The sequence below is a fragment of the Campylobacter sp. LMG 17559 genome (assembly GCF_024723605.1).
In the GTDB taxonomy this organism is placed as follows: domain Bacteria; phylum Campylobacterota; class Campylobacteria; order Campylobacterales; family Campylobacteraceae; genus Campylobacter_D.
Genome location: NZ_JANQCZ010000006.1, coordinates 53,342 through 65,358, shown reverse-complemented (window position 1 = coordinate 65,358; position 12,017 = coordinate 53,342). Strand labels below are relative to the sequence as shown.

The window sequence follows — 12,017 nt, the reverse complement described above, 5'->3', positions numbered from 1 at the left end:
ATTTTATAAATATTTTTAAATATTTCTCTAATATTAATTTATATTTAATTTTTATTATTATAAAATTTTCAGCTTACAAAAAAGGAGAATATATGAAATTTTTAGCAGGTAGTAAAAAGGCTTTATTAGTATTAGCTAGTTTAGCATTTTTAACAAGCAATAATGCTTTTGCAAAAGATTTTGAGCCAATTATCGTTATACACGGTGGCACAAGTGGATTAGGGCTTACTAAGGACGAATTTGCTAAAAGAGAAAAAGTAATGAAAGAATCCTTAAAAGCAGGTCAAAGCATACTTGAAAAAGGTGGAAGCTCGGTTGATGCGGTTATAGCTGCCATTAAAGTAATGGAAGATAGTCCTGAATTTAATGCTGGAAAAGGCGCTGTTTTTACTTCTGATGGATTTAACGAACTTGACGCATCATTAATGGATGGAAAAAATTTAAAAGCAGGTGCAATTGCTATGGCTAGGACGATTAAAAATCCTATAGAGGCAGCAAGACTTGTTATGGAAAAAACACCCCACACTTTAATAGCGGGTGAGGGTGCTGATAAATTAGCCAAGAAACATGGTTTAGAAATAGTAGGACAAAAATATTTTTTCACAGAGCACAGATACAAACAACTTCAAGAAGCTAAAAAAAGCAAAGAAGTATTACTAGATAGCGATAAAGCAAAGGCTCATCTTGGTGTAAGTACTGAGCCATATTTAGGCACAGTAGGTGCGATAGCTTTAGATAAAAATGGCAACCTAGCAGCGGGCACAAGCACAGGTGGTACTACAAATAAAATGACAGGACGCATTGGAGATTCTCCTATCATAGGGGCAGGAAATTATGCAAATAATGACTCAGTAGCAATTTCTTGCACAGGAACAGGTGATATTTATATAAGAGTGGCTGTGGCTCATGAAGTTGCGTCTTTATATAAATACAAAAAACTTTCAGTACAAAAAGCAGCCGAAGAAACTATCAAACAAGTAGCTAAACTTGGTGGCACGGGTGGAATCATCTCTATAGATAAAAATGGAAAAGTTGGCTATGCTTGGACTAAAGATAAACTTGGAATGTATCATGGACAAGCAAAAATCGGTGAAGAACCAAAAGTATTTTGGCCACTTGGAGAATAATTAGCGTAACTTAACTTTTTTAACGCCTCGAAGTTTAAAAATCTTTGAGGCTCCGCTTTCAAAAAACTTTTCATCTACTATTTTATCTGCATTTTGCATAGCCCAATTTAGATCAAATTTTTTTCCATGAAGATTTGCAGAAGTAGAATAAAGCCAATCAAACTCTTTTAAAAATTCCTCATGAGCACAATCTTTCACGACGCGTATTGCTTTAGAATTAGGATATAAAAAAGTAGTTTTTTCGGATTTTCTAATAGTGTTTTTAAAATGACTTGGCACTCTTGTAAGTTTTTTAAGCTCACTAAATTTAGCTGTGGTAATCAAACAATCTTGGCTTAAAGGCCTTTTTTTTAAAGTATTAAGGGCTTTTAAGTCCTTGCTTAAAAACCCCGCTGTTGTATCAGTTTGAGCAAGATAAATCATGCTTTTAAGTATTCTTGCAAGCTCTTTACTTCAAGACATGATTTATTTTGTATAGCTTTAATCGCTTTAGCACCTGCATACGCTGCTCTTAGGTTTGTAAAATATGGGGTTTTAAAGCGTAAAATATTTGCTCTAATTTTTTTAGTATCACCTTTAAAACTATGCTCATCGCTTGTATTAATAGCAAGTTGAATTTGAGAATTTTTTAACTTATCCTCTACATTTGGGCGCCCTTCAGAAATTTTATGCACAAACTCACACTCCAAACCTGCTTCTTGTAAAATTTTATAAGTTCCACTTGTGGCAATGATTTTAAATCCTAACTTAATGTATTCATTAGCTAAATCTACTGCGTATTTTTTATCTTGTTCTCTTAGTGATAAAAATACATTGCCACTTTCTGGTAAGAAATTTGAAGAAGCAAGTTGGCTTTTTGCATAAGAGTTTTCAAAGTCTTTGCTTACACCCATAACCTCACCGGTTGAGCGCATTTCAGGCCCAAGCTCAAGGTCACTTCCGCTAAGTTTGGCAAAAGGAAATACTACTGATTTTACACTAATATGTTTTGGTTTTTTAGCTCTTAAAATTCCATTTTTTTCCTCTACCACTTTAAAGGTATCATAAAATTTCAAACTTTCTCTTAAATTTCCTTGCCACATCACGCGCGTTGCAACCTTAGCTAAAGGAATTCCTGTAGCTTTACTCACAAAAGGCACAGTTCTACTAGCTCTTGGATTTACTTCTATCATATAAAGTTTATTATCATGAATGGCAAATTGTATATTTAAAAGCCCTACTACACCTAAATTTAAAGCAATATCTTTTGTTTTTTGCTCAATCATTTCAAGCATAGCTTCATCAATATTTACAGCAGGTAAAGAGCAAGCACTATCGCCTGAGTGAATTCCTGCTTCTTCAATATGCTCCATAATACCTGCTACATAAACTTCTTTTCCATCACTTATCGCATCTACATCAAGTTCAGTTGCATTGTCTAAGAATTGATCGATTAATACCGGAGATTTATCACTTACATCTACGGCTTCTTGCATATAAAGTCTAAGCTCGCTCTCATCATGCACCACACGCATTGCACGACCACCCAAAACATAGCTTGGTCTAACAAGCACAGGATAACCTATCTCATTTGCCTTTATAATCGCTTCTTCAACGCTTATAGCTGTGCCATTTTTAGGTTGATTTATGCCTAAATCTTCAATAAATTTCGCAAATTTCTTTCTATCTTCAGCTAAATCTATCACCCTTGCACTTGTTCCTATAATCTTTGCTCCAAAAGCACTAAGGCGTTTTGCAAATTTAAGCGGAGTTTGACCACCAAAATGCACTATCACCCCATCTGGTCTTTCTCTATCAATAACTGCTCTTAAATGCTCAAAATCAATCGGCTCAAAATATAAAATATCACTTGTATCATAATCTGTTGAAACCGTTTCTGGGTTACAATTATACATTATAGTTTTTACGCCCATATCTTTTAGAGCAAAAGAAGCATGCACACAAGCATAATCAAACTCAATACCTTGTCCTATGCGATTTGGTCCACCACCTATAATCATCACTTTTTTATCTTTTTTATCTTTACTTTCTTTTACTTGTGTAGCTTCATTTGCATTAATACTTGAGTATAAATACGGGGTTAGTGCTTCAAATTCGCCTGCACAAGTATCTACTTCGCTATATTGAGCAATGATTTTATGTTTAATTCTTGCATAATAAATATCATTTTGGCTTAGCTCAAGATTATCTTTTTGATTAATCAAGCTAGCAATTTTTTTATCTGAAAAACCTAAGGTTTTAGCTTTTCTTAATAGTTGTTTATTGCTTAAAATATCCATATCTATTTGGTTTTCAAATTCCACTATTTCTTTGATTTGATTTAAAAACCAAGGATCTATTTTGCAAAGCTCAAAAAGCTCTTGTGTGCTAAAACCTTCTCTAAAAGCTTGTGCTATATAAAGTAAACGTTTTTCATTAGCTTGGCGAATTTTTGCCAAAAGCTCATTTTTATCACATTCTATAGTATCAAATCCACTTAAATTTCTCTCAAGTGAGCAAAGTGCTTTTTGAATGCTTTCTTTAAAAGTTCTCCCTATAGCCATAACCTCACCCACACTTTTCATAGCAGTACCTAGCTCTGTGCTTGCATTTGGGAATTTTTCAAAAGTAAAACGAGGAATTTTAGTTACGATATAATCAATTACCGGCTCAAATGAAGCAGGAGTTCCTGTGATATCATTTTTAATCTCATCTAAACTAAATCCAACTGCTAAAAGCGTAGCTACCTTAGCTATAGGATAACCCGTTGCTTTGCTAGCTAGGGCTGAAGATCTTGAAACCCTAGGATTCATTTCAATAACTATCATTCTACCATTAGTTGGATTGATAGCAAATTGCACATTTGATCCGCCTGTATCTACTCCGATTTCTCTTAAAATAGCAAAAGAGGCATTACGCATTGCTTGATATTCTTTATCAGTCAAAGTTAAAGCAGGAGCTATAGTGATAGAATCGCCCGTATGAACCCCCATAGGATCAACATTTTCAATAGAGCAAACGATAATACAATTATCATTTTTATCTCTAATGACTTCCATTTCATATTCTTTCCAACCAAGTAAACTTTCTTCGATTAAAATTTCATGGATAGGACTTAACGCTAAAGCAGTATTTGCAAGTTCTGCAAACTCATCCATATTATACACCACGCCACTTCCTGCACCACCTAAGGTAAAAGAAGCTCTAATCATCAAAGGAAAACCAATCTCATCAACAGCTTTTAAAGCCTCTTCATAATTATACGCATACATAGATTTTGGCAAATCCATGCCAATTTTTTTCATACATTCTTTAAAAACTTGTCTATCTTCACCCTTTTTAATCGCTTCAGGATTTGCACCTAAAAACTTGACATCTGCAAGCTCGCCACTTTCATAAACTTCCATAGCAACATTCAAAGCAACTTGGCCACCCATAGTAGGTAAAATCGCATCGATTTTTTCTTTTTTGATTATACTTAGAATACTTTCTTTGGTAATTGGTTCTATATAAGTTGCATCAGCAAATTCAGGATCTGTCATAATCGTAGCTGGATTAGAATTGATCAAAACCACTCTATAACCTAGCTCTTTTAAGGTTTTTGCTGCTTGAGTTCCTGAGTAATCAAACTCGCAAGCTTGACCTATAACGATAGGCCCACTGCCTATTAATAATATATTTTTTATATCTGTTCTTTTTGGCATGTATTTTCCTAAGCTGAATTTTTAGCCAAATTATAACAAATATAAGTTTTTTAGAAGTTGAAATTAATAAAGAATTTAGCTCTTAAAGAGCTAAATTTTATTGACGCTTACCAAAAGTTATAGCATAAGCTTCATTTCTTACATCAAATAAAGGATCTTGTGGTGGATTAACCCCTTGAGGTATATCTGAAGGAAAATATACATCAAAATTACAATCTTCCTTGCTCAAAGCATTAACTTTAAAAGTCCCAACTAAACTTTCTTTGTGTTTACCACTCCACAAAGCCGTTGTATCATTAGTAATATCATTTTTATTTGCATATACTAAATACATCTTATACTCAACTGACTTATTAGCCTTTATACGATTTTGAAAATCTTCTTTTAAAAAATCACTACTTGCACTTTTCATTTGTGCCTCATTTAAATACGCCACACCTTCGCTTGGAACTAATTTCCATCTTGCTGGTAGATAATTTTCTCCATTTGCTTGTTTAAAATAAAAAGTATGGATACTAAAAAATGGAGTATTTGCTACGCTTTTACTGATACCAATTTTATCCGTATATGCAGCAAAATTTCTATAAGAATCAACCTCTTTCATCATCTTGCTTATTTTTTCTTGATCAACTTTGCCATTTACAGGAAGTCTCATTTCAAAAAACTGACCAAACTCTTTAGGATTTTTTGCAAAATTTATTTCTGTATTTAGCATAACCATAGTCCAAGAGGCAGAATCTTTAGGATCAATAATTCTAATAGCCATACCCCTTGTTTTACTTTTATCATCTTTAAAAGCGCCGCCCAAAGAATATCTTACTTGAATCGGCAAGCTTTTTTGTGTTAATAAAGGCACATCAACTTCCTTATTGATAGACAAAGCTGGCTCAAAAGTTCCCATAGCACAAAAGCCCTTTGCATGATTAACTTTTGCTTTTGGATTTTTAGGGTCTGCATTAAGTTGATAAAAAATATCTGCTATTTTTTGCGCATCATATTCTACTTCGTTTGCATAAATAGCACCGCTTAAACAACAAATAGCCAAACAACTGCTGATATATTTTTTCATTAAAGCTCCTAGTTTTAAACTTAGAAGCTATTGTAATATTTAATTCTAAATAATAATTTATATTAATTAAAATAAATAATTTTTTACTATAAATTTTCTACCATATAAAAATAACTTGGCACTTTCATCTTAGCATAAGGTTTAACATAAGCATTTTGATAAGCACCTTCTTCTTCTATTTTAAAAATTTCTCCCACCGGAATTCCTGAAAAGAAAATCTCATCCAAACCACTTGTATAAACCTTATCGCCCATTTTAAGCTCAAGCCATTTAGGAATATACTTAACTAAAATATAATCATTTCTTCCATGAGCTATACCTGGTGCTTGTTCTTTACCTATGTAAACAGAAAAAATACATTCTTCATCACCTTGCAAAAGCCCCAAAGCTCTACCATTTTTTTCTATGACTATGCCTGCTGTATAGCCATTATAAATTAAACCTTTGATTTTTCCTTTATAATCAACATCAAGCCAAACCTTATGATAATCACTAATTTGCGCATAAGAAGTTGCCTTAACTAAACTCACATTAGGATAATAAAAACTTGAGTTTTTATCACTTAAAATATTATTTAACTCATTAGCAAAGTTTTTCATGTAGATATTATTTTTTTCAAGCTCGGCATTTCTTTCTCTTAAAGTTCTAATTTCTTCAGCTTGATTAAAATGTTCGTTGAATTTGTTTTTTAAAAGATCAATACTTTGAGAAAATTGATTAACAATAGCAATATTTAAATCTAAAACATTTCGTTTTATTACATCTCCATAATAAAACGAAATAAATACTAAAAAAGATAATATTAAAACGCTAAGAATTTTACTCTTCATTCGTTAGCTGGTGTAATAATGAAATTTCTTCTAAAGCTTTACCTGTACCTTTTGCAACTGCTAAAAGTGGCTCATCAGCTACATATACTGGAAGTTTTACAATTTCAGATAAATATTTATCAAGCCCGCGTATTAAAGCTCCGCCTCCTGTTAAAACAACACCATTTTCAACAATATCTGCTGCAAGATCAGGTGGCATCATTTCAAGAACAATTTTTAAAGCATCAGCGATTTCTTTTAAATGTTCACGCATAGCCTCTCTTACATCTTCACTTGTTAGTTCGATTCTATTTAACAAGCCTGTTACTTGATCACGCCCTTTAACCACCATAGAAAGCTCTTTTGGAAGCTGAACTGCTGAACCAATAGCGATTTTAATTTCCTCGCCAGTTCTTTCACCTATAACAAGATTATATTTTTCTTTTACATAATTTACTATACTAGTATCAAGCTTATCACCGGCTGTGCGGATAGATTTTGAAATCACAAGCCCGCCCAAAGAAGTAACACCAATTTCAGTTGTACCACCACCAATATCTACCACCAAGCTCCCTTGAGGCTCTCTAATAGGTAAATTTGCACCAATAGCTGCTGCCATAGGTTCTTCTATCAAAAATACCTCTCTAGCGCCTGCACTTAAAGCACTTTCTCTAACTGCTTTTCTTTCAACTTGGGTCAAACCATAAGGCACTGAAATGATAATTCTAGGTCTTAAAAAAGATTTTCTTCTATGAGTTTTTTCTATAAAATAACGGATCATTTTTTCAGTCATATCAAAATCAGCAATCACGCCATCTTTCATAGGACGGATTGCTTCGATATTACCTGGGGTTTTTCCTACCATTTCCTTAGCTTCTTTTCCAACAGCTAAAATTTTAACCCTACCATATCTTTCACGCTCTACTGCAACAACCGAAGGTTCATCAATCACTATACCTTTATCTTTTACCAAAACTAAAGTATTTGCAGTACCTAAGTCAATCCCCATATCACTTGAAAAAAATCCAATTATTTGATCTAAAATCATTCTCAGCCTTTAACTTTTTTATTTTTTATAAATAAAGGTTTTGCACCTTCTTTGATCACTTCTTTAGTAATTACTATGCTATATCCATTATACTCTGGCAAATCAAACATCAAATCTACCATCATCTCTTCAATAATACTTCTTAAACCTCTAGCCCCAGTTTTACGCTCTAATGAAAGCTTAGCAATCTCTCTTAGTGCTTCATCTTCAAATTTTAATTCCACATTATCAATAGCAAAAAGTTTTTGATATTGCTTAATAATAGCATTTTTTGGCTCAGTTAAAATACGCACCATGCTTTCTTCATCAAGCTCTTCTAAAGAAGCAAGCACATGCAGTCTTCCTATAAGTTCAGGGATAAGCCCAAAATGCACTAAATCATCAGGCTCTAATCTTTGAAGCAAGGCTTCTTTTTCATCTTTTTTATCATCAGTAAAAAAGCCCATGACATTATCACCTAGTTTTCTTTTAATGATATCGCTAATACCATCAAAAGCTCCACCACACACAAATAAAATATTAGTCGTATCTATTTGTATAAAATCTTGATTTGGGTGTTTTCTACCACCTTTTGGTGGGATATTTACTAAAGATCCTTCGATGATTTTAAGTAAAGCTTGTTGCACACCCTCACCGCTCACATCTCTTGTAATGGAGCGATTTTCACCCATCCTTGCGATTTTATCTATCTCGTCGATAAATATAATCCCTTTTTGAGCTCTTTGCACATCTCCATCAGCAGCTTGCAAAAGACGAGTAAGGATATTTTCAACATCTTCTCCTACATAACCTGCTTCAGTTAAAGAAGTCGCATCGCAAATTGCAATAGGCACATCTAAAAATCTAGCTAAAGTCTGTGCTAGTAAAGTTTTTCCACTTCCTGTTGGACCTACTAATAAAATATTTGATTTTGCTAATTCTGTATCATCATCTTCTAAGTCAGATCTAAAAAGTCTTTTGTAGTGATTATACACCCCTACACTAAAGATTTTTTTAGCCCTATCTTGCCCGATGACATATTTATCTAAATATGCTTTTAATTCTTTAGGGGTTATGTCTTTAAAATTTTCTTTATCAACTTCTTTATTTTTTAGCTCTTTTTCCTCTCCAAAGAAAATATTGCAAGCACTTTCAGCACAATACTCACATATAAAGGCATTATTATAATCATTTACTAAAATTCTTCTTTCGCTTGTTTCTATTTCGTTACAAAAACTACATCTTTTAACCATGGTTTTTTTCCTTATATATAGGAATTCCTCTTTTTGTTTCTAAGATAAAATTACACATTTTTTTAACATTTTCACTAGAAGCATTTTCTAATAAATTCAAAGCATTATCTTTTAAATTTCCTTGTCTGAATAAAAATTTAAAAGCTTTACTTAAAACATCCACTTCTTCTTTATCAAAGCGTCTTCTAATGCCTACTAAATTCAAACTTCTAATGCTTGCACGATTTCCCTCAGCTAGACAAAATGGCACCACATCTTGAGAAAGTGCGCTAGCACCTGCTATCATACACCCTTCTCCTACTTTTACAAATTGATGTATTGGAGTAAGCCCACCTACTACAGTATAATCTCCAAGTTCTACATGGCCTGCTAAAGTAGCATTATTTGCTAAAATGATGTGATCTCCTAAAGTACAATCATGCGCAATATGAGAATAAGCCATGATAAAAGCATTATCGCCTATCCTTGTGAAGCCATCGCCTTTAGCTGTACCTGAGTTAATAGTAACAAATTCTCTAATAACCGCATTCTTTCCTATGATAACACCTGAGTTTATCTCATCTTTATAAGATATATCTTGCGGGATATCTCCAACTATAGCATAAGAAAACACTTTTGAATTCTCACCTATAGTTACATTAGGTAAAATTCTTGCACCTTGTTTGATGATGGTATTTGCACCTATGTTAGCATTTTTACCAACATAAGCATAAGCTTCTACTACAACATCATCTGCTATAATAGCTCCATCTTCTATAACTGCACTTGGATGAATTTTGCTCATCATTTATCTACTATCATGGCTTTAAGTTCAGCTTCTGCAACTAATTGCCCATCTACAAAAGCTTTTCCTTGGAAAATCCACATATTTCCACGATTTTTTACTACACTCATTTCATAATCAAGTCTATCACCAGGACGCACTGGATTTCTAAATTTAGCATTATCAATGCCTGTAAAATATACCACCTTGGTGCTTGGATCTACTTTATCATCCATACTTTCAAATGCTAAAACCCCTCCAGTTTGTGCCATGCCTTCTAAAATTAACACACCCGGATAAATTGGATGATCTGGAAAATGTCCCATAAAAACATGATCGCTTATACTAATATTTTTATAACCTCTAACAACTTCTTTGTTTTTTAATTCTACGATTTTATCTACAAGTAAAAATGGATACCTATGTGGTAAAATTTTTTGAATTTGCATTACATCTATCATAAATTTAGCCTTAAAATATATTCAAAATTCAGATTTTACAAAAAAAATATTAATAAATTAATTAAGTTTTATAACTTCACAATCTTTTCTTTACTATCAAAATAAATTTCACTTTTTGCCATAAATTCATAAGCACCTTTAATAATATTTTCAACAATAATCACCGGTGAAAGATCATAAGCACCAAAATGCTTTTGTCTTATTTTGATTTCTTGCTCTATTTTTAAAGGATTTTGTAAAAAATCTTCGTAATTTTTAAATCGCATTTTACATAAGCTATTAAAATAATCAAAACTCCATAAATTAATCTCATCCTTTGCACTTTTATAATGCTTTAAACCCTCATCTAAAACACTAAATTTAGTGTAAGAATTTTTAAAATGTGAATAAAATAAAACATGAGTTTTTATAGCTTGCTTGTTTTGTTTTATCAAAGCTCTTAATAAACGATAATTTAAAAATTTCTCTCTTTGAATTTCAAATTTAATGCCCTTTTTTTCTAAATTTTTTACTTGGTTGTAGAATTTAATTTTCTCTTCTATACTTGAAGGCAATATTTGTTTATTAATAGGACTCATCAGCTCATCTATAAAGGCTTTTTGACCTTTTTGTTTAGAAAGCGCATAAATACAACCACAATAATTTTGATGATAAAGCATATCTTGCTTTGCTAGGGCAAATTGTCTTTGCGTACCTCCATTTTTTCTAAAATCGGGCGCTAAAAACTCTATGCCAAATTTATCACATTCTTTTTGCAAAGCTAATTTTAGTTGCTCTAGGTCTTTTTTAGGAGATGTTAAAAGAGTTGTTGTAAGTTTTTTTTCTCCTATTTTTTGAGCAAATTCAACACTTTTATGCATTCTAAAATCAAAACAAATTTGACATCTTGCACCTTTTTCAGGCTCATCCTCATAACCCTTTACACTCTCAAGCCATTTTTCATACTCATATTCACCTTTATAAAGTTTAATGCCTAATTTATCACAACTGCGTTTAACATCTAAAAATCTAAGCTCATGCTCACTATATGGATGAATATTTGGGTCATAAAAATACCCGATGATTTTCTCATCAGGATAGGCTTTGCTTAATTCTTGTATAAAATAATGACTATCCACACTACAACAAATATGAACTAACATAATTCTTTTAACACCTTAAAAGCATGATCTTTAGCTTTTACATTTTTATAAATTTTTGCGATATTTCCTTCCTCATCAACTACAAAAGTAGATCTTATAAGCCCTTCATACTCTTTTCCATAATTTTTCTTTAAACCCCAAGCACCATAAAGTTTGCAAATTTCTTTTTCGCTATCACTTAACAAAGTGTGCTTTAAATCATATTTTTTTATGAAATTTTCATGTGATTTCACACTATCTGGACTAATACCTATAATCACAGCATTTTGCCCTAAAAAATCTTCATAATTTTGACTAAATTCACAAGCTTGTGTAGTACAACCTGGGGTATTATCTTTTGGATAAAAATACAAAATAATTTTTTTACCTAAAAAATCACTTAGAGAAATTTTAACCCCATCTTGATTTAAAAGTTCAAAAACTGGGGCTTTATCGCCAATTTGCAATTCTTTCATTTTTTACCTTTCAATCTTAATTTTTCTACACTTTCACCACCAAAAGCAATATTATATGGCTCAATATCTTCTAGCATTATGACTATATTTTGCTTTGGTTTATTATATTTTATATGCAAAAGCTCTGTAATATCTGCTATTAACTCTTCTTTTTGTACTTTGCTAAATTCTGGTTTAGCGAGTTTGATACTAATAATAGGCATTATTTTTCCTTACTTTAAATAAAGA

12 protein-coding genes are annotated in these 12,017 nt (G+C 32.2%); 1 reads left to right on the top strand and 11 read right to left on the bottom strand.

What is annotated here, in order from left to right:
* Positions 1-92 precede the first annotated feature (92 nt).
* Complete coding sequence (locus CAMP5082_RS04510) at positions 93-1,127, top strand: isoaspartyl peptidase/L-asparaginase family protein (protein ID WP_337206026.1); 1,035 nt, start codon at positions 93-95, stop codon at positions 1,125-1,127.
* Here CAMP5082_RS04510 and CAMP5082_RS04505 read toward each other — a convergent pair whose 3' ends face one another.
* The 11 genes from CAMP5082_RS04505 to CAMP5082_RS04455 form a co-directional block, all read right to left on the bottom strand.
* The gene (locus CAMP5082_RS04505; protein WP_263702316.1) at positions 1,128-1,550 is read right to left on the bottom strand and encodes a Sua5 YciO YrdC YwlC family protein; all 423 of its coding nucleotides are present in this window, start codon (positions 1,548-1,550) and stop codon (positions 1,128-1,130) included.
* A complete protein-coding gene (gene carB, locus CAMP5082_RS04500; protein WP_214125215.1) occupies positions 1,547-4,810 on the bottom strand; it encodes a carbamoyl-phosphate synthase large subunit in 3,264 nt (1,087 codons plus the stop codon). Before carB ends, CAMP5082_RS04505 begins: the two co-directional genes overlap by 4 nt.
* Positions 4,811-4,907: 97 nt before the next feature.
* Positions 4,908-5,879 (bottom strand): catalase, encoded by a 972-nt coding sequence (locus CAMP5082_RS04495; protein WP_337206025.1) that lies wholly within the window; start codon positions 5,877-5,879, stop codon positions 4,908-4,910.
* Between the two features lie 86 nt (positions 5,880-5,965).
* Positions 5,966-6,709: a rod shape-determining protein MreC gene (mreC, locus tag CAMP5082_RS04490; RefSeq protein ID WP_337206024.1), complete on the bottom strand. Its 744-nt coding sequence runs from the start codon at positions 6,707-6,709 to the stop codon at positions 5,966-5,968.
* Complete coding sequence (locus tag CAMP5082_RS04485) at positions 6,699-7,736, bottom strand: rod shape-determining protein (RefSeq protein WP_012662095.1); 1,038 nt, start codon at positions 7,734-7,736, stop codon at positions 6,699-6,701. The genes mreC and CAMP5082_RS04485 overlap by 11 nt, the downstream gene beginning before the upstream one ends.
* A gap of 2 nt (positions 7,737-7,738) precedes the next feature.
* On the bottom strand, positions 7,739-8,968 hold the full coding sequence (clpX, locus tag CAMP5082_RS04480; RefSeq protein ID WP_039619273.1) for an ATP-dependent Clp protease ATP-binding subunit ClpX: 1,230 nt from the start codon (positions 8,966-8,968) through the stop codon (positions 7,739-7,741).
* Positions 8,961-9,752 (bottom strand): acyl-ACP--UDP-N-acetylglucosamine O-acyltransferase, encoded by a 792-nt coding sequence (gene lpxA, locus CAMP5082_RS04475; RefSeq protein WP_337206063.1) that lies wholly within the window; start codon positions 9,750-9,752, stop codon positions 8,961-8,963. The genes clpX and lpxA overlap by 8 nt, the downstream gene beginning before the upstream one ends.
* Positions 9,752-10,192, bottom strand: a complete 441-nt coding sequence (fabZ, locus tag CAMP5082_RS04470; protein ID WP_039619275.1) for a 3-hydroxyacyl-ACP dehydratase FabZ — start codon at positions 10,190-10,192, stop codon at positions 9,752-9,754. Before fabZ ends, lpxA begins: the two co-directional genes overlap by 1 nt.
* A 68-nt stretch (positions 10,193-10,260) precedes the next feature.
* Positions 10,261-11,334, bottom strand: a complete 1,074-nt coding sequence (locus CAMP5082_RS04465) for an epoxyqueuosine reductase QueH (protein WP_337206023.1) — start codon at positions 11,332-11,334, stop codon at positions 10,261-10,263.
* On the bottom strand, positions 11,328-11,789 hold the full coding sequence (gene bcp, locus CAMP5082_RS04460) for a thioredoxin-dependent thiol peroxidase (protein ID WP_263679502.1): 462 nt from the start codon (positions 11,787-11,789) through the stop codon (positions 11,328-11,330). The genes CAMP5082_RS04465 and bcp overlap by 7 nt, the downstream gene beginning before the upstream one ends.
* Entirely contained in the window at positions 11,786-11,992 is a 207-nt protein-coding gene (locus CAMP5082_RS04455) for a tautomerase family protein (RefSeq protein ID WP_263727635.1), read from the bottom strand. Before CAMP5082_RS04455 ends, bcp begins: the two co-directional genes overlap by 4 nt.
* Positions 11,993-12,017 lie beyond the last annotated feature (25 nt).

Excerpts from the sequence above, each read along its gene's own strand:
- mreC (WP_337206024.1), bottom strand. The coding sequence starts at position 6,709 with ATGAAGAGTAAAATTCTTAGCGTTTTAATATTATCTTTTTTAGTATTT.
- CAMP5082_RS04485 (WP_012662095.1), bottom strand. The coding sequence starts at position 7,736 with ATGATTTTAGATCAAATAATTGGATTTTTTTCAAGTGATATGGGGATT.
- CAMP5082_RS04465 (WP_337206023.1), bottom strand. The coding sequence starts at position 11,334 with ATGTTAGTTCATATTTGTTGTAGTGTGGATAGTCATTATTTTATACAA.
- CAMP5082_RS04455 (WP_263727635.1), bottom strand. The coding sequence starts at position 11,992 with ATGCCTATTATTAGTATCAAACTCGCTAAACCAGAATTTAGCAAAGTA.
- clpX (WP_039619273.1), bottom strand. The coding sequence starts at position 8,968 with ATGGTTAAAAGATGTAGTTTTTGTAACGAAATAGAAACAAGCGAAAGA.
- CAMP5082_RS04495 (WP_337206025.1), bottom strand. The coding sequence starts at position 5,879 with ATGAAAAAATATATCAGCAGTTGTTTGGCTATTTGTTGTTTAAGCGGT.
- bcp (WP_263679502.1), bottom strand. The coding sequence starts at position 11,789 with ATGAAAGAATTGCAAATTGGCGATAAAGCCCCAGTTTTTGAACTTTTA.
- carB (WP_214125215.1), bottom strand. The coding sequence starts at position 4,810 with ATGCCAAAAAGAACAGATATAAAAAATATATTATTAATAGGCAGTGGG.
- lpxA (WP_337206063.1), bottom strand. The coding sequence starts at position 9,752 with ATGAGCAAAATTCATCCAAGTGCAGTTATAGAAGATGGAGCTATTATA.
- fabZ (WP_039619275.1), bottom strand. The coding sequence starts at position 10,192 with ATGATAGATGTAATGCAAATTCAAAAAATTTTACCACATAGGTATCCA.
- CAMP5082_RS04505 (WP_263702316.1), bottom strand. The coding sequence starts at position 1,550 with ATGATTTATCTTGCTCAAACTGATACAACAGCGGGGTTTTTAAGCAAG.
- CAMP5082_RS04510 (WP_337206026.1), top strand. The coding sequence starts at position 93 with ATGAAATTTTTAGCAGGTAGTAAAAAGGCTTTATTAGTATTAGCTAGT.